This is a genomic window from Marinomonas sp. TW1 (genome assembly GCF_001625355.1).
Classification (GTDB): Bacteria; Pseudomonadota; Gammaproteobacteria; order Pseudomonadales; family Marinomonadaceae; genus Marinomonas.
In genome coordinates, this window is record NZ_JSEE01000004.1 from 1 (window position 1) to 16,859 (window position 16,859).

Genomic DNA, 16,859 nt, shown 5'->3' on the forward strand with positions numbered 1-16,859 from the left:
AATTCAGGCTTTTACTCCTTATCTGGAATATTCTTTCTTCAAGCACAATAAAAGAGACTTTTTAGTAAGCGCATTGATCTGCTTTTACTGGCTACGAGTGCTTTTATCATGCCTGTCCTGTTACGTGCGGACTGATTTAGAAGCAACGAATGGCGCAGAACATGTTACTTCTACAACCGTTGTTCAGAACCCAAGACAGACAGTAAACTCAAATTTAGAAATGGGCGTTGAGGTTATTTATGATTCTTATGGTAATAAAGCGATAAAAGTTGTATACGGGGCAGATCTTTATACTGGTGAAAAAATATTTGCTAACATACCTTATGATAGTAGAGGTTTACCTGTATTTGATGAATACGCTAAGTACACTACTACGATAACTAAGCCAAAAGGCTATGAGAACATGAAGCCAGAATTAAGAAAACAATCTGAAATGCGTGCGGCGACAAGAGACTTAAGGCAAAAAATACAAAGTGGTCAGGTTAATAAAGATAGCTTTACTGAGAAACAGCTTAAAGCTATCAATAATGGAGATTCAGTTATTCCTGATTTTACATGGCATCATAATGCCCAAAGTGGGCCGAATAACATGCAGTTACTACCTAAAACAATACATAGTGCTGTAAAACATATCGGCGAAGCTAGTTTGAGTGAAGGGAAGTAAGATGACAATAGATAACATTAAAATTTTTCAAGATTCTGGCAAGGTAGATATAGCGTTAGTCGAAGCTGTCGAAAAAAAAATGGCGGTGCTTTTTCCCTCCAGTTATAAACAGTTTATCTGCCGCCATAATAATGCCTACTTGACTAAGCAGTACTTTGAATTTTTTCGACCTGATCGAAATGAGATGGGAGTATCTGATATTTTCTTTTTTGGGTTTGGTTTTGAACAGGAGCTGATAACCTACAGTGAAAATATAGAAGGTGCTCAGAGTTATGATGCATATGGCTTTGAGGGGTTGGTGACCTTTGCGAGTAACTCTTTTGGGGACTATATATGTTTTGATTATAGAGATATTTCAGAACCAGATCAGCCAAAGATAACTTTTATGTCTCATGATGAGTTTGATGATGAAACTGATAAAATGCTGACCTATCATGTTGCTGAAAATTTCGATGAATTTTGTAGCTTGTTGTACCAAGAAGTATTTGATGATGAGGCTCAGTATGCCTCTTAATTATTTTATCCGTTTTATTGTGGCAACCTCACCCATAAGTCAGCCAGTGTCAATGGTACGATAGAGTTCGGATCGCTTTATGCAAACATAATTCGTTATGTTCTCTATGGCGTGCTTCGGACTTCATTTGCGAATAACACTTATTAGGACAGGCACTTTAAGAACTCAGCAGTGACTTATTAGGACAGGCACCTTAAGAATCCAGTTTTTCCAAGGCTTCTAGCGTTTTCTCAGTACTTATTAGTAGAAATTTAACAAGACACCCAACCTAAAAAATTCATTTTCCAATAAGTTAAGAATCTGATTGGTGGTCGGGATGATACCTATGACAACTCTCTCCACAAAAATATGAAACCATCACCAAAACCAAGATCCTTAGGCACTTATTAGTGGTGCGGAGCACTTATTACTTATTAGGACAGGCACCTTAAGAACTCAGTGCTCACCATCGGCACTGACGCCGTAACACAAAACGCCAACGGCCAATACGTCAACGACAAGGGCGAATTGGCGGGCAATGTCACCGTCACCACTCAGGCATTAGAAAGCAGCGAATGGAGTGAATCCTCCTCCAGCTTCCGTGGTGTGTTTAAAGACCTTGTCAAAGGGGTGGCCGCGATTGCCGCCGCAGCGACATCCGGTTTGATTCATGGGGAAATCAAGGTGGGTGAGTCGGATGCCACCCGTACCGATACGCAGCACTTATTAGCACTTATTAGCACTTATTAGGACAGGCACCTTAAGAACTCAGTGTTTCCAAGGCTTCTAGCGTTTTCTTGACCATATTTAAATATACTGTATATAATTACAGTGCTGTTTTCTCAAGGAAGAGAGGTTTGATATGCCAAGGTCTAGGAAAGCTCAAGTCAGTTTACAAGACACCCCTTATTACCATTGTGTGGCTCGCTGTGTACGGCGAGCTTTTTTGTGCGGTGATGATCCTGTTACAGGAAATAGTTATGAACATCGTCGTGGTTGGGTTGAGAATCGCCTTTTATTTCTTTCTAACGTCTTTTCAATCGATATATGCGCTTATGCTGTGATGAGTAATCATCTTCATGTTGTGTTGCATGTGAATACAGAAAAAGCGAAATCATGGTCAACATTAGAAGTATTACAGCGTTGGCACGCATTACACAAAGGGACAATATTTACTCAACGCTATATAAAAGGGGAGGACTTGCCAAACTACGCAGTGGCGCTAGCCGAAACCGCTGCTGAAACGTACCGAGAGCGCCTGATGAACATTAGTTGGTTTATGAAAGAACTTAATGAACCCATCGCTCGAAGAGCGAACAATGAAGACAAGTGTACAGGATATTTTTGGGAAGGCCGTTTTAAGTCTCAAGCCCTATTAGACGAAGCCGCTTTATACGAGTGCTTTTATCATGCCTGTCCTGTTACGTGTTTCAAGCATGATGCAATCACTGGGGCGGCAATATGTACGGTATTTTAACTACACCTATCAACGTACAGGTACTATATGGGAAGGGCGTTTTAAGTCTTGTTTGGTACAAGACCAAAGTTACCTATTTCATTTGTACCGTTATATTGAGCTGAACCCAGTTAGGGCGGACATGGTGAAAGATCCAGCTGATTATTCTTGGTCGAGTTACCAGTGCAACGGTTTAGGTGCGAGTAGTGATTTACTGACATCGCACCAACTCTACCAGTCACTGGGAAGAACGAAAGAAGAGCGATGTAATGTTTATCGAGATATGTTTCAGTATCAAGTAGATGGTAAATTATTGGAGGATATTCGTTTAACGGCAAATAAAGGGTTGGCGTTAGGAAACGATAAATTCAAAGAGCAAATAGCATTACTAACAGGACAACGGCAAACGCAGGCAAAGCGGGGAAGAAAAGAGGGTTGGCGTAAACATCGTGATGACGAATAGTCGTAGAGATTTAATTTTACTCTACCCCCAATTATTTTAAAATCAGTATCTGGTGAGTTTCTTTTTTTGGACTAGATGTAAAAAATGGCTCTTGGGATCAGAGTTCGTCATGGGATGTCGATTTTAACCTAAAATTTCCCAGTGGAATTGGTGTAGATGTTAGTGCAGGAGTAAAAGTATGGTAATGTTTTTTGTATTTATTTCAATTGCTTGGACCATTTTGTATGTTGTTTTTGGAGCTTCTCAAGCAAAAAAACTTGGTGAGTATATTTGTCATGAAGATTATTTAAAACTTTGGAATGTAACGCAACTATATGTGTTTACATCCATAGGTTTAGATTTTGAGTTAAAAGATGACTACGCGAAAAAATTATTTTTGAGGCTTAGGAGAACTATTATAATATTCTACAGTGTAGCTTTACCTTTATTTATATTTACCAACGTACTTCATATGTTTTATCGTTAGCAATAATTGGAGACACCCATAAATAAGCCTGTGTTAATGTACGATAGAGTTCGGATCGCTTGATGCAAACATAATTCGTTATGTTCTTCAACTCTACCAGTCACAGGGAAGAACAAAAGAAGAGCGATGTAATGTTTATCGAGATATGTTTCAGTATCAGGTAGATGGTAAATTATTGGAAGATATTCGTTTAACGGAAAATAAAGGGTTGGCGTTAGGAAACGATAAATTCAAAGAGCAAATAGCGTTACTAACAGGACAACGGAAAACACAGGCAAAGCGGGGAAGAAAAGAGGGTTGGTGTAAACTTCGTGATGACGAATAGTCGTAGAGGTTTAATTTTATTCTGCCCCCACTTATTGAAGTGAAGCTGTTCTAGAAAGAACTGGTACTGTTACATATTTGGGGGCTTCTGAAATCTTGAGCGAATAAAAAAATGAAAATTTTCTGTTATAAGAAAATATTTATAGTCGTGTCATATTTGTTATTTTTAATGTGCCTGCTTATTTCTAATATAGATAACTGGGTTGTTGTTGCAATAGTTCTTGGAATTTATAGTTCTAGTTTACATTATTGCTATGCATATATATTTGATGTGGATATGGTGTTATATAATGCAACACTTACATTGGAAAGCAAATATGGCCGTATATTTGTATTTTTGTGTGGGGCTTCTATGGTGATTTCAACTCTATTTAGTCTTTCTGGTTTTATTGAAATAGTAGATTTTAATAAATTAGTAAGATTAACCGAATAAATTATTCTATTAATTATTAGAATGAAACAAGATACAGCTACATTAATGACGACAATTTAGACTCAACGGAACTGCTTGTTAATGCCGCTGGCCATGAATCGGCTCATGAAATGGATGCGCAGGATGGAAATTATTACAGCCAGAGCGATAACGAAGCCTACGCCAATAACTTTGGTAGCAACCTAGCGGACTATACGAATTTAGCCTTAGACATCAATGGTTATGACAGTGGCATGGCGATCACGAATAGCCATGTTAGTAACACTAGTCATTATGTTGAAACGAATACAGCTCATTACAAAGGGTTGGATAAGGAGCAGGGGGATAATTGGAATTTAATGCATGTTAATATGAATCCATGGCATGCTCCAGAGGCTGTAGATAGAGTATGGGTTCAACCAGTTAAAAATTTTCCTAAGGATCTAAAAGTGTCTGTTCATGGAATAGATGACAAAGATCTTCTTGAGGTTGGAAATAGAGCCGTTACTATCGGTACAATGGTTGCTCCTCAGAGGGTTGGTTGGAGTATATGAGGGGCTGCTGTAGATACTGCCGAATTCATTATGACAGGTAATTGGCTTAACTTTATTATTCCTAATATTGGTGGATCTGCTATAAAAAATGGTTTAAAAAGAACAGGCATAAATGATAATAAGTCTGAAAGAATTAGTCATTTATCATCAAAGGAAATTAAAGACCTCTTATCTGATGGAGATGAATAATGAATTATTCTAAGAAAAATATATCATTTTTATTTTTGATGTACTTGCTCTTATTGTTATGTATATATATTTCGGAGGTGAGGGGGTGGAGAAGTATTAGTGGAGTGATATTAACCTATAGTTTAGGATTATATTATTGTTATTGTTTTATTTTTAAAAAAACAATCCACTATGCTTATGGAGTAGTTAGATTGGAAAGTAAATATAGTCGATTATTTTTTTTAATTGTTGGAATGTATTGTATTTTTTTTGTTCTAGATAGCCTGCTATTTAATCCAGTAATGTTTGATGAAGAAGAACTAAAAAGAGTATTGAAAATCTAATTATCCGAAAATTCAGATAATAAGTGCACCGCTCACGGTTGAGTAGGTGGCGAGAGATCAACTGCCCATAGGTGGTATTCTAACGTCGTCAAACAATTAGAAGTACTTATTAGGACAGGCACCTCAAGAACTCGGTGTTTCCAAAGCTTCTAGCGTTTTCTTTACTATATTCAAATGTACTGTATATAATTACAGTTTTATTTTCTCAAGGAAGAGAGGTTGGATATGCCAAGGTCCAGGAAAGCCCAGGTCAGTTTACAAGACACCCCTTATTACCATTGTGTGGCTCGCTGTGGATAATTGGGGGCAGAGTCTGAGGAATCCCCACGAATTATCATTAAATAACAAATAGTTAGCATAAGGAAGGAACATTCATGGCTTTTGGTGATCAATAATTTCGCCCAAAATAACTAAACTCCTAGAGCCATGAACGCGACGACTATTCTGAACAAAATTATCCCCATTGTCAGTCCTAATATGCATAAAACTCGACGTAACGCCTTGATTGCTTGCCTTCAAAGTCTTACTCAAGGCAATCTTTGAACTGTAACCAATATCGGTCGTGGTATTCGATCTAACGCCTATGAGAAGCACTGAATCAAACGTTCTGATCGGTTATTATCAAACCCAAACCTTCAGCGTGAATCACTCTCTATTTATGTTTACATGTGCCATCTTTTTACGGTAAGTAAGAGCCCTATAATTAGTGTCGATTTGGACTTCCCAGACTTTACTAGACACCTATTAACGTTAAAATCTAGTTAAATAAAAGGTGTTTTATGAAGTCCCATGGTGAATTGATTTATGCCTTTGTACTTATGACGAAACAAAAATCTATGACTCTACCCCTGACTTGTTAAAATCTTTTCCGGTATTCGGTTGGTGTTAATCCCATAATTTTCACAAACACTTTACGACAGGCACTGCTGTCCAGATAGCCGACTTGATAAGCAATGGATTCAAAGGGTTGGCGGGTACTTTCGAGTAGATCGCAAGCCATTTGGATACGGAATCGTTGTAAATATTGGTTTGGAGTGAGTCGGGTTGCTTTGACAAAGCGGCGTAGCAAGGTTCGCTCTGTTAAGTTGGTATGTTGTGCTAGGGCTTTTATTGATGCGTCTTTTGGGTAATGGAGAGCAAGCCATTGTTGTGCTTGGATGACAACTTGATCGCCATGACTGAAAGAGGGCGAAAATTGTTGATAGAAGCTTTGTTCTCGAGACATGGTGTCGATGACAAGTGTTTTGCCTATTTGTCTGCGGACAAAGGGCGATGAGTATTTGGTAATCAGTTCCAGCCCTAAATCCAACCATGACATGACGCCGCCAGCGCTAATGATGTCGCCATGATCAATTAAGATCTGCTGGACATCTATCGGTTGATTAGGGAATTGTTGACGGAAAGTGTCTTCAAATGACCAATGTGTGGTGACAGTACGATGACCTAATAAACCGGTTGCGGCTAAGGTGAATGCGCCAACACAGACTGAGGCAAGAATGCTACCTTGTTGGTGTTGATGAACTAGCCAATGGATTAAGTGTTCATCCGTTGGCTCGCTTTGGTCTGCCATACAAGGTGGTAAAATAATGATGTCATAGGCTTTTTCATCTGCCTCTTGGTCTGTGACTAGACTGGGTGAAAACCTTGTATTGAGTTGATGGGCTTCACAAATTCTGTTTGCGAGTAGGAATAATTCTTCTAATCCATACACTGCTGATTTTAGTGCCACTGAGTGTTGGCAAATGCCGATTTGGATGTGTCTCATATTGGAGTTGTCTTTTTTTGCCTCAATAGTGTCATTTTTGACTCTAAGTGAAAACAGAGTATTTTGCCATACTCTTGTCTCTTTTAGACACGACTGGAGACGTATGATGGCGAACACAGCATTATTGGTTATTGATCTACAAAATGATTATTTCCCGGGTGGGAATTACCCCTTATGGCATGCAAATGAGACTCTGAAAAAGGTTCAAAAAGCGATTGCGAACGCGCAACAACAGAAGATGCCAGTCATCTTTATTCAGCATGTGGCCAATGCGGAAAACGGCACAGCGCCTTTTTTTAATAAAGGAACAAAAGGGGTGCAACTTCATTCAGCCTTGAAAGATATCGCTGCTTCATCGCACTTAGTCGTGAAACAATTTGCGGACAGTTTTGAGCAAACGGACTTAGCGCTAGTCTTAGAAGAGTTGACGGTCGATTCCTTATTGATTTGTGGCATGATGACACAAAATTGTGTCACTCATACTGCCATTTCCAAATCGGCTGAATCCTATGAAGTGGCCGTGATTTCAGAATGTTGCACGACGGTTGATGAGATGATCCATAAGATTGCATTGAACGGTCTGTCTCCCCGAGTGCCTTTATTATCCATTGAAGAAGCGTTTAAACCTAATAAATAGAGTTATCTGATGGATTCAATTGACCAAAAGGTACAGGCCAATGTTTTGGTCGGTTGGACTGGCTTTTTCTGAGAATCTGCTTTGATCTTGATACAATGTTTGTTCATACCACCAGTGTGAAAAGCGCTGGTGGTATGAACCTAAATTGATGAAGAGGGTTTTGCAGGGATAGCGACCCACAGCAAATTTAAACGATGACACAAGGTATGTAGCAGACTATGTCTAACACGAATTCAATCAATCCACTTGATATTTCATTGGGTCATAAGCACCTTATTGTGCAGCGTCGTTACGAAGCAGTAGGCGCATTGAACGATTTATTGATCGGTATTTGGTTTCTTATTGGCAGCTTTTTCTTTTTAAGCGATGCTTTGGTGGAAGATGGTACTTGGTTATTTATTTTGGGCAGTGCTCAACTCTTGATAAAGCCAGCCATCAAGTTAACCAGTTTGGTGCATGTAGGACGCATTCATCCACAATTACATTCAAACCAGTTATCCGCTAAATAGACATAACAACAATCGAGTACTCACCGTGCTCGATTGATTTTCCTTCTTTTTTCTGTCTGGACAAGCCGACCGTGCGTGTCTGTAAAACGCCCATTTCAGTCTAATAAAACACTTATTTCAAGTATCAAAACTGACGCTTTTTTGTGCAAAACTTTGCCAAAATAGAGGTTTAGACAGGGGGCCAGTCTCTCGTTTCATTTCATATTTCATTATTTTCATCATGGAAATTGGCTGTCTTTAAAAGTTTTTTCTTTGGTTGATTGGTCTTTTTTTATTTATTAAATAACTGATTTTATTAGAAAATATTGTATTTGTTGATGTTTTAAGCAAAATTCTGGAGTCGTTAATGGGGTAGCTAAATATCTGAAATTTGGACTAATTATTCTATTTTTTTATTTTTTTGCAATTTTTGTTCTATTTTCTATGGCATTTTTTTCTTAGTTGGCTAAACTAGTTATTAACTTTTGGTGTGACTACCAAGGTTAACGGTGAATTCCATTTGCCGTCCAACTTCTATCCTAAGAGGAGCTAGAGAATGAAAAAAATAATAAAAGGTCTATTGGCTACTTCAGCTGGGTTATGTTCCAGTATCGCTTTATCAGCCAGCATTATTGTGGTTTCACATGGACAAGCGAACGATCCGTTCTGGTCTGTGGTGAAAAACGGTGTTGAAATGGCCGCAAAGCACACTGGTGCAGACGTTGATTACCGTGCCCCAGAGACCTTTGATATGGTCGCTATGGCGCAGTTAATTGATGCAGCAGTGAACCAAGAACCAGACGGTTTGGTGGTGTCTATCCCTGATGCTGATGCGTTAGGACCCTCTATTCGTCGCGCAGTGAATGCTGGTATTCCAGTCATTTCCATCAATGCAGGTTCCGATGTTTCCAAATCTCTTGGTGCTTTACTACACATCGGTCAAGAAGAGTATGATGCGGGTAAAGCCGCGGGCGAAAAGCTTAAAGCAATGGGCGGTAAAAAAGGCATTTGTGTTAACCAAGAAGTGGGTAACGTCTCTCTAGACCAACGCTGTGCCGGTTTCACAGAAGGTTTTGGTGGTAATGTGGCCGTACTTCCAACGTCTAATGATCCTTCCGAAATCGAGTCTAAAGTTCGTGCTGCATTGGATTCTAATCCAGATGTAGACACTATCATGGCATTGGGTGCTTCTACTGCTGGCGAGCCTACGGTTGCTGCAGTTAAATCTCTTGGTCTATCTGGTGATGTGAGAGTGGCTTCTTTTGATCTTTCTGCAGACTTCTTAAAAGCCATTGTGGATGGTGATGCGACTTTTGCGATTGACCAGCAACAATTCTTGCAAGGTTACATGGCGGTTGATTTCTTAGCACTTAACGCTGACTACGGCTTAATGCCAGGTGGTAACGTGCCTTCTGGTCCAAACTTGATTACAGCGGATAAAGCCGCGCAAGTAATCGACCTTTCAGCGAAAGGTATTCGTTAATACTTCTACAAAGATCAGGAAGGCCTTATGGCCTTCCTATTTCACACCCTAATGTATTCCGTTTCAGTTTTACTGAATGCGTTCCGGAGGATTTATGTCACTAGAGAATGACTCGACAGTTGATGAACGATTGAAGGAAGAAAGCCGCGTAGCTCGTCTAATGAAACGACCTGAGCTTGGTGCCGTGGCGGGAGCCTTACTTGTTGCAATCTTTTTTATGTTTACTGCTGATGGCTCTATGTTCACCTTATCAGGGATCATGAACATTCTATCGCCTGCAGCTCAATTGGGTATCTTGGCTATTGCTGCCGCCTTACTGATGATAGGCGGCGAGTTCGACCTTTCTATCGGTTCCATGGTGGCATTTGCAGGTTTGGTTTTCGGTTTTTGTGTGGTCAATTTTGACTTACCTTTGATTATTGCTATTCCAATTACTTTAGTTTTCTGCGCTGGTGTCGGCGCGGTGAATGGACAAATCGTTCTTAGAACTGGCTTGCCATCTTTTATCGTGACATTGGCCTTTCTATTTATTTTACGTGGTTTGTCGTTGGTCGGCTTAAAAGCGGCGACAGGCGGCTCGACTCAACTTCGTGGTGTTCGTGATGCGGTGGCGGGTGACCCATTAGCGCCTTTCTTTAGTGGTGATGCATTTCAAGGTTTTTTCCAATGGGCTGCTTCAATGGGATGGATTGACACTTTCCGCAGTGGTTTGCCAAAAGTACCTGGTATACCAGTCGAGATCATTTGGTTCCTCGTATTAGCTGGTGTGGCAACATACGTTCTGCTTAAAACGCCTGCAGGTAACTGGATCTTTGCGGCGGGTGGTGACAAAACGGCCGCTTCTAATTCCGGTGTACCAGTACGCAAAGTGAAAATCGCTTTGTTTATGTTAACGGCTTCCTGTGCCGCATTACTAGCCATCACACAAGTGCTGGATGCGGGTAGTACGGATGCTCGTCGTGGTTTTATGAAAGAGTTTGAGGCCATTATTGCTGCGGTAATTGGTGGCTGTTTGCTAACAGGTGGTTACGGTTCTGCAATTGGCGCGTTCTTTGGCTCTATTATCTTCGGTATGGTGGTGATTGGTTTGACTTATACCAATATCGACCAAGATTGGTTCCAAGTATTCCTAGGGTCAATGTTGTTGTTGGCGGTTATTTTCAATAACGCTATTCGTAAACGTGTGACAGGGGAGCGCTAATATGTCTGAATCAATTCTTCATATGGATAACATTGAAAAGCACTTTGGTAATGTCATTGCGTTAAACGGTGTTAGTTTTGATGTTAAACCTGGCGAATGTCACTGTCTATTAGGTGATAACGGTGCCGGTAAATCGACTTTTATTAAAACCATGTCAGGTGTTTACCGTCCAAGCCAAGGGCAAATCTACATGGGAGGAAAACCGGTGCAATTTGGTAGTCCTCGTGACGCTATGGCGGCAGGTATTGCCTGTGTGTATCAAGATCTAGCGATGATTCCGCTTATGTCGGTCGCACGTAACTTCTTCATGGGACGCGAGCCAACGAAAGGCAAGTTTCTTTGGAAGCGATTTGATACCGAGCATGCTGACGAAATCACCATGACAGAAATGAAAAAAATGGGCATTAATCTGCGCAGTGCAGATCAAGCTGTTGGAACCTTATCTGGTGGTGAGCGTCAAACCGTTGCCATCGCTCGTGCCGTATATTTTGGTGCTAAGGTATTGATCCTCGATGAACCAACCTCAGCGTTAGGCGTTCGCCAGACATCCAATGTGTTGGCCACCATAGATAAAGTGCGTGATCAAGGCGTAGGTGTGGTCTTTATTAGTCACAACGTAAGACATGCCTTGGCTGTGGGGGATCGCTTTACGGTGCTGAATCGAGGCCAGACTTTAGGAACCGCCGCACGCGGTGAAATCACCTCAGATGAGCTGCAAGATTTGATGGCGGGTGGTCAAGAACTCGCACAATTAGAAGGCTCTTTAGGCGGCACAATTTAAGTCTATTACGGGTTTATTAGATAAAAAAGGGCATCGGTTTGATGCCCTTTTTTATGTGCTTTTTCTGTTCGATTGACTCATTCTCAAGGCGTGTTTAGGGCTCTCTTTGATAGCAGTAAACCTGATTACGGCCACGTTTTTTGGCTTCATACAAGGCTTGGTCCGCTACCGAATAAATACTGTCCGAGTTTAATTCTTCCAGTGTTTCAGCGGAGGCAATGCCAATGGAAATGGTCAGGTTGTCGGCGACTTTACTCATCGTGTGTTCGATATTAAGCGCTTCGATAGAGGCACGAATTTGTTCGGCGACTTTTTGTGTCTTACTGTGCTCTTGTTCATGACAAAGGCAAGCAAACTCCTCACCACCCACTCGATAGAACTCAATGTTTGTTTCTGTTTTTTTAAGGGATTTTAGATGTTCCGAAATACGCTGTAATGCATGATCACCAGCAATGTGACCTAGGTGATCGTTAAACAGTTTGAAGTAGTCAATGTCGAAAATCATCAACGAAAGTGGGCTTTGTTGTGCTTTGTATTCACTGACGTCATGTGCCAAATGAAGATTGAATTGACGACGATTGTATAAGCCTGTTAAAGGGTCTTCGATAGAGAGTTTATTCAGATCATTCTTTTGTTGAAAAATCAGCATCAGAGCGTAGGAGAGCACCGCTAATAACACAATGAAAACGAGAATTAATGTGTTGATTGCCATACTGATTCTAGACAATTTTTTAACGTATCTATCGGTGTGTTCACGGATAAAAGCACTACCATGACTGTACATAGCGGCACTGAAAATTTTCACTTGTTGTAGCTCGAAAAATATTTTGTTGAGATGTTGAGAGGCGTTGAGATCGCCCGTTATGAGTAATTGAATCAGCGTGTCTAAGTGGCTCTCGAAGGTGTTTAATTCTTCTTGTAGATTGGTTTTGTCAAGATCTGACTTGAGTGTTCTCCAAACGACACGAATGTTTTCGATACGTGACTTTAGTTGTTTTGCTCGGTTAATTAAGTCTTGTTTATCATTTTGAATCTGGTACTGCCGAGTGAGATTGATTTCTTGATTAATCAACGCCACTTGTAGATTCGTTTGTTGAAGTTGGTAGCGGATTTCATGAGGTGTAATGCCAATGTGTCTGTGTATGTCTTTAATGTCTTGTTGGAAGCGCCACAAACCAATGGTTAAAAGTACCAAGCCTATTAGGATCATAGGTATCATAACAATCTTGATGGGATTGGATTTTAGTAATTGCACTTATTTGACCTTTACTATTTGATGAAGACTCCAGACCCAGAGATCTCCTTCATTCATACCTAGTTTTAGCCTATCCTCACGACCTGGCCAAACTAACCAAAACGGGCCTTTATCATTAATCTCAAAGGGTTTCTCATCTAACGCAATGGCTAACATAGCGGTTTGCAATTCGGCTGCATTGGCATTCATGATTACGGCATAATCGTCGCTAGCAACGAGATAGAGTTGCTGAAAATCTGCTAGCCCAGCATCTTTTAATAGGTCGGTTAATTTAGGGCCAACAAAGTCGCCAGATGCTCGCCAAATGGTCGAAAAATTTGCCTGATAGAGAGGAAAGTTGACGAGGTCCGCATAACCATAATGTTTCCCATTTATGGTCAAGCTATATTCTTGAGGTTGATCAGGAATAGGGAGTGTTTGTCGGTAAGGGCTTAACTCAGCGGATAGCACGAAACTACTGAAAACGCAGAGCAGCATTGCGAAGAAAGTTTTCATGGAATCGGACTCTAAAGCTAAAGATATAATGCTAGCTTAGATCATAATAAGAATCGACCTCAGCACAGTAATAAGACTCTGAAGATTGGAACAGAGTCTTATTAAAGGTGACTAAGACGTCAAAAATTGCGTAATCCAGACCATTAGAGCTTGGTTTTGAATATCGTTTTCCGTCAAACTTTGACGAGCTGTATTCACCACTTTTGGTGACAGACTGGTGGCTTCATACAGTGTGATCAGATCGGCCTCATAAGTTTTGGAGAATTCTGGGTGGCCTTGGAAAGTGAGAATGCGATCCTGATAGATTAAGCCTGCATAAGGACAAAACTCTGAACTTAGAAAAACCTCCATTTTATCTGGTTTATGGATGACCTGATCTTGGTGAAAGGCGCAAATTGCAATGTGCTGCGTAGCGTTTAATTGAGGAATGGTAACCTGTTCCGATAATTGATAGTGATGGACGCCAACTCCCCAGCCGCCAGAATATTTTTCAACTTTTCCACCCAATGCTCGAGCAATAACTTGGTGACCAAAGCAAATGCCCACTAGCACCTGACCTCGCGCCTCGATATCTCGAATAAAGTCACATAATCCTAATATCCAAGGCTCGTCTCCGTAGGCATCGGACGTTGATCCTGTGATCAACCACGCATCACATGCTTCTGTGTTGTCAGGAAATTGATCTAATCGAACATCAAATATGGCAAATTCGAGTTGCGGATCAATCTGGCCAATTTGATCCGCAAACATTTGCGCGTAGGTTGGATAATGTTCCCTTAATGGCTCTGGTGTGATACCCGCGGCAAGAATACCGATTTTCATGCATTATTATCCTCAAAAACAGCGTATTAAGATTGCCCTTGCAAGCGACTTTAAATTTGGATCGTGTCGCGCAGATTATTCGACAAACGGCGCAAATCATTCTGATATAGGAAGGGATTTTTCAATAGGAGTCAAGCGCTTCAGAGCGCTAGATTAGAGTCGCGCACAGGGCATAAAAAATGGCATGAAAAAGGTATTTTCATGCCATTTGTAGAATTCATTTAACCCATAACGATGAATTATTTTTGTTCGGTTTTTTCATCCCAAACAGACAAATCGATGTCCTTTTTCAGTTCAGGGTAATCGTCTGAATTAAAAATAGGGGTGTGAGTTTTGTTCTGGTTTATATAGTCTTTTGTTAATTTAACCACTAAACCAGAGAGTAATGTAATGGCAATTAAGTTGATGGTCGCCATCAAGCCCATTGCCGCATCCGCAGCGTTAAAGACCATGGCCACACTTTCGTATGCACCCCAAGGTATCATCGCTAGAGCCAGAATACGTAAAGTGAAAATACCTGGTTTATTGGCCCATTTTAGGTAAGTTAGAGCGTTTTCAGCGTAGCTGTAATTACCAATGATGGAGGTGAAAGCAAAGAAGAAAATAGCGATCGCCACGAAATAATGACCAAAACCACCAATATGGTGAGACATGGCAGTTTGCGTTAGAACGATACCAGACTCGCCATTGCCCATTGCACCAGAAAGCAAAATCATCAATGCCGTGGCAGTACAGATTAACAAGGTGTCAATAAATACGCCTAATGACTGAACCATACCTTGTGACGATGGGTGGTGTGGATTCGGAGTCGCGACGGCGGCAATGTTTGGTGCCGATCCCATACCCGCTTCGTTTGAGAAAAGGCCACGTTTGATACCATTTAACATGGCACCGGCCACGCCGCCAGCGGCTTGTTCAAAGCCAAAAGCGCTCTTGAAGATCAGGGCAAAGGCGGCTGGAACATCACTGATATTGATGGCAATGATATAAAATGCCAAAAGCAAATACACAATGGCCATGAAAGGCACAACAATTTCAGCAAAACGGGCAATTTTACGGATGCCGCCAAAAATAACGATGGCGGCTAACGCCATTATTACCAAGCCCGTGGTGAGTTTAGGTACTCCAAATGCTCCTTCGACCGCACCGGCAATGGAGTTGGCTTGAACTGCATTGAAGACTAAACCGAATGCAAGAATCAACGACAAGGAAAAGATGGCGCCAGCCCAAGGCGCTTTTAGCCCTTTGCTGATGTAAAACGCTGGTCCACCTCGTAATTGACCATGCTGATCTCTGACTTTATAGACCTGAGCAAGTGTGCTTTCAGCGTAAGCGGTGGCCATGCCTATTAACGCTACCATCCACATCCAAAAGATAGCACCCGCACCACCGAGAGCCAGTGCGACGGCGACACCTGCCATGTTTCCGGTACCGACACGAGAGGCTAAACTGGTGCAAAGCGCCTGAAAGGGCGTAATGCCACCTCGGTCATGTTGAGGGGCTTTGAAAACGGTTCGAACAAACTCGGGGAATTGGCGTATCTGTATGAAGCCAAGACGAATGGTAAAGAGAATACCAACAGCCAGTAAGCCGTAGATCAGAATATAGCCCCAAAATAGGGTATTTAACGAGTCAATAATAGTCGCCATGTGGCACTCCCAAATTTATGTTTTTCATTATTAGGGTGGGGGAAAGACTTCAATAAAGTCTAAGGAATAGAGATTCTTTTAGAGTCACTATTCTGTAAAAGGCAGCAAGACTAGCGTCTTAAAAAAAATTGGCAAGTTTAAAAGAATAAAAAATGTTCAAATTTGGTGCATTTTTCTTGCGAAGTTTGTTTTCTGTATGATTTTGGTGCGATATTTTGACTTGAAAAAAGTAAAAGGCGCTTAAAAAACAGTGAGATAAGCGCCCTAAAGGATTATCTCAGGCTGAGGGTCTTCCAATGGCGTTGTTTGGCAATGTTGGCAAGTATTGGATCTGGGTCAACGGCAATGGGATGACTTACTTCTTCCAGTAAAGGAAGGTCATTGTGAGAATCGCTATAGAAATAGCTACCTGACATGGATTCGCCATACCGCTCAGCCCAGGCCAAAGCACGTGTGACTTTTCCTTCTCGAAAGGTTGGTGTGCCGATGAGTTCACCGGTTATTTTTCCATCTCGTATGTCGATGTCGACTCCTAAAGCATGTTCCACCCCAAGATAGCGAGCAATGGGCGCAACCAAATGAATGCCTGTGGCCGAAATGATGATGACTTGATCGCCTGCATCATGGTGCTTCTGTAATAACAGTCGAGCTTTTGGTAACGCCATTGTGATGATGACATCCTTAATGAAAGCTTGGATCAGTGTTTCGACTTGATCGGGCGTTAAGTGGCATAGTGGGGATAAGGTATAGTGCATATAAGTCGCTAGATCCAAAGTGCCTGCGTCATACTCTTCCATATACGCGAGGTTTTGGGCGAGAAAATCGTCCGGAGTGGGAAGGTTATCTTGAGCGGTAATGTATTCAGAAAATGCTTGCGCAGTATCGCCCGCGACTAACGTGTTATCAAGATCAAAAAATGCGAGTGCCATTCTGGCTCCT

18 protein-coding genes and 1 pseudogene are annotated in these 16,859 nt (G+C 41.2%); 13 read left to right on the plus strand and 6 right to left on the minus strand.

The window, feature by feature from the left end:
* From OA79_RS17925 to OA79_RS18190, 8 genes and pseudogenes are all read left to right on the plus strand, one after another.
* The coding region (locus OA79_RS17925) for an HNH endonuclease (RefSeq protein WP_197465355.1) at window positions 1-664 on the plus strand (664 nt) is incomplete at its 5' end.
* A 1-nt stretch (window position 665) separates the two neighbouring features.
* Window positions 666-1,178 carry an SMI1/KNR4 family protein gene (locus tag OA79_RS04315; RefSeq protein WP_063331998.1) on the plus strand — a complete coding sequence of 171 codons (513 nt, stop codon included), beginning with the start codon at window positions 666-668 and terminating at the stop codon, window positions 1,176-1,178.
* Window positions 1,179-1,616: 438 nt separating this feature from the next.
* The gene (locus tag OA79_RS04320) at window positions 1,617-1,907 is read left to right on the plus strand and encodes a hypothetical protein (RefSeq protein WP_063331999.1); all 291 of its coding nucleotides are present in this window, start codon (window positions 1,617-1,619) and stop codon (window positions 1,905-1,907) included.
* Between the two features lie 112 nt (window positions 1,908-2,019).
* Window positions 2,020-2,559 (plus strand): annotated as a pseudogene (locus tag OA79_RS04325) (transposase); the annotation flags it as partial.
* Window positions 2,560-2,593: 34 nt separating this feature from the next.
* A complete protein-coding gene (locus OA79_RS04330) occupies window positions 2,594-3,076 on the plus strand; it encodes a transposase (protein WP_231908799.1) in 483 nt (160 codons plus the stop codon).
* A gap of 611 nt (window positions 3,077-3,687) precedes the next feature.
* Complete coding sequence (locus OA79_RS04340; RefSeq protein WP_063332001.1) at window positions 3,688-3,867, plus strand: hypothetical protein; 180 nt, start codon at window positions 3,688-3,690, stop codon at window positions 3,865-3,867.
* 542 nt (window positions 3,868-4,409) lie between these two features.
* The gene (locus OA79_RS04345) at window positions 4,410-4,832 is read left to right on the plus strand and encodes a hypothetical protein (protein WP_063332002.1); all 423 of its coding nucleotides are present in this window, start codon (window positions 4,410-4,412) and stop codon (window positions 4,830-4,832) included.
* A 30-nt stretch (window positions 4,833-4,862) separates the two neighbouring features.
* Window positions 4,863-5,021 carry a hypothetical protein gene (locus OA79_RS18190; protein WP_156486218.1) on the plus strand — a complete coding sequence of 53 codons (159 nt, stop codon included), beginning with the start codon at window positions 4,863-4,865 and terminating at the stop codon, window positions 5,019-5,021.
* Between the two features lie 1,179 nt (window positions 5,022-6,200).
* On the opposite strand, the gene OA79_RS04355 is transcribed toward OA79_RS18190, so the two are convergent.
* Window positions 6,201-7,109, minus strand: a complete 909-nt coding sequence (locus OA79_RS04355) for a GlxA family transcriptional regulator (protein ID WP_063332004.1) — start codon at window positions 7,107-7,109, stop codon at window positions 6,201-6,203.
* A 103-nt stretch (window positions 7,110-7,212) separates the two neighbouring features.
* On the opposite strand from OA79_RS04355, the gene OA79_RS04360 reads away from it, so the two are divergent.
* The 5 genes from OA79_RS04360 to OA79_RS04380 all read left to right on the plus strand — a co-directional run bounded on the left by OA79_RS04360 (window position 7,213) and on the right by OA79_RS04380 (window position 11,699).
* Window positions 7,213-7,746, plus strand: coding sequence for a cysteine hydrolase family protein (locus OA79_RS04360; RefSeq protein ID WP_231908800.1), 534 nt, complete (start codon window positions 7,213-7,215; stop codon window positions 7,744-7,746).
* Between the two features lie 218 nt (window positions 7,747-7,964).
* On the plus strand, window positions 7,965-8,255 hold the full coding sequence (locus OA79_RS04365) for a YrhK family protein (RefSeq protein ID WP_063332006.1): 291 nt from the start codon (window positions 7,965-7,967) through the stop codon (window positions 8,253-8,255).
* A gap of 535 nt (window positions 8,256-8,790) precedes the next feature.
* A complete protein-coding gene (locus tag OA79_RS04370; RefSeq protein WP_063332007.1) occupies window positions 8,791-9,717 on the plus strand; it encodes a sugar ABC transporter substrate-binding protein in 927 nt (308 codons plus the stop codon).
* A 94-nt stretch (window positions 9,718-9,811) separates the two neighbouring features.
* On the plus strand, window positions 9,812-10,918 hold the full coding sequence (locus OA79_RS04375; protein ID WP_063332008.1) for an ABC transporter permease: 1,107 nt from the start codon (window positions 9,812-9,814) through the stop codon (window positions 10,916-10,918).
* Window position 10,919: 1 nt separating this feature from the next.
* Window positions 10,920-11,699, plus strand: a complete 780-nt coding sequence (locus OA79_RS04380) for an ATP-binding cassette domain-containing protein (protein WP_063332009.1) — start codon at window positions 10,920-10,922, stop codon at window positions 11,697-11,699.
* Window positions 11,700-11,793: 94 nt separating this feature from the next.
* Here OA79_RS04380 and OA79_RS04385 read toward each other — a convergent pair whose 3' ends face one another.
* From OA79_RS04385 to OA79_RS04405, 5 genes are all read right to left on the minus strand, one after another.
* Window positions 11,794-12,954, minus strand: coding sequence for a GGDEF domain-containing protein (locus OA79_RS04385; protein WP_063332010.1), 1,161 nt, complete (start codon window positions 12,952-12,954; stop codon window positions 11,794-11,796).
* Window positions 12,955-13,449, minus strand: a complete 495-nt coding sequence (locus OA79_RS04390) for a hypothetical protein (RefSeq protein WP_063332011.1) — start codon at window positions 13,447-13,449, stop codon at window positions 12,955-12,957.
* 111 nt (window positions 13,450-13,560) lie between these two features.
* Complete coding sequence (locus tag OA79_RS04395; RefSeq protein ID WP_063332012.1) at window positions 13,561-14,271, minus strand: glutamine amidotransferase-related protein; 711 nt, start codon at window positions 14,269-14,271, stop codon at window positions 13,561-13,563.
* Between the two features lie 239 nt (window positions 14,272-14,510).
* Window positions 14,511-15,920 carry an alanine/glycine:cation symporter family protein gene (locus OA79_RS04400; protein WP_063332013.1) on the minus strand — a complete coding sequence of 470 codons (1,410 nt, stop codon included), beginning with the start codon at window positions 15,918-15,920 and terminating at the stop codon, window positions 14,511-14,513.
* A 272-nt stretch (window positions 15,921-16,192) separates the two neighbouring features.
* Window positions 16,193-16,849 (minus strand): HAD family hydrolase, encoded by a 657-nt coding sequence (locus tag OA79_RS04405; protein ID WP_063332014.1) that lies wholly within the window; start codon window positions 16,847-16,849, stop codon window positions 16,193-16,195.
* Window positions 16,850-16,859 lie beyond the last annotated feature (10 nt).

Excerpts from the sequence above, each read along its gene's own strand:
- OA79_RS04345 (WP_063332002.1), top strand. The coding sequence starts at position 4,410 with ATGGATGCGCAGGATGGAAATTATTACAGCCAGAGCGATAACGAAGCC.
- OA79_RS04330 (WP_231908799.1), top strand. The coding sequence starts at position 2,594 with ATGATGCAATCACTGGGGCGGCAATATGTACGGTATTTTAACTACACC.
- OA79_RS04395 (WP_063332012.1), bottom strand. The coding sequence starts at position 14,271 with ATGAAAATCGGTATTCTTGCCGCGGGTATCACACCAGAGCCATTAAGG.
- OA79_RS18190 (WP_156486218.1), top strand. The coding sequence starts at position 4,863 with ATGACAGGTAATTGGCTTAACTTTATTATTCCTAATATTGGTGGATCT.
- OA79_RS04315 (WP_063331998.1), top strand. The coding sequence starts at position 666 with ATGACAATAGATAACATTAAAATTTTTCAAGATTCTGGCAAGGTAGAT.
- OA79_RS04380 (WP_063332009.1), top strand. The coding sequence starts at position 10,920 with ATGTCTGAATCAATTCTTCATATGGATAACATTGAAAAGCACTTTGGT.
- OA79_RS04360 (WP_231908800.1), top strand. The coding sequence starts at position 7,213 with ATGATGGCGAACACAGCATTATTGGTTATTGATCTACAAAATGATTAT.
- OA79_RS04405 (WP_063332014.1), bottom strand. The coding sequence starts at position 16,849 with ATGGCACTCGCATTTTTTGATCTTGATAACACGTTAGTCGCGGGCGAT.
- OA79_RS04365 (WP_063332006.1), top strand. The coding sequence starts at position 7,965 with ATGTCTAACACGAATTCAATCAATCCACTTGATATTTCATTGGGTCAT.
- OA79_RS04390 (WP_063332011.1), bottom strand. The coding sequence starts at position 13,449 with ATGAAAACTTTCTTCGCAATGCTGCTCTGCGTTTTCAGTAGTTTCGTG.
- OA79_RS04375 (WP_063332008.1), top strand. The coding sequence starts at position 9,812 with ATGTCACTAGAGAATGACTCGACAGTTGATGAACGATTGAAGGAAGAA.
- OA79_RS04400 (WP_063332013.1), bottom strand. The coding sequence starts at position 15,920 with ATGGCGACTATTATTGACTCGTTAAATACCCTATTTTGGGGCTATATT.
- OA79_RS04355 (WP_063332004.1), bottom strand. The coding sequence starts at position 7,109 with ATGAGACACATCCAAATCGGCATTTGCCAACACTCAGTGGCACTAAAA.
- OA79_RS04340 (WP_063332001.1), top strand. The coding sequence starts at position 3,688 with ATGTTTCAGTATCAGGTAGATGGTAAATTATTGGAAGATATTCGTTTA.
- OA79_RS04370 (WP_063332007.1), top strand. The coding sequence starts at position 8,791 with ATGAAAAAAATAATAAAAGGTCTATTGGCTACTTCAGCTGGGTTATGT.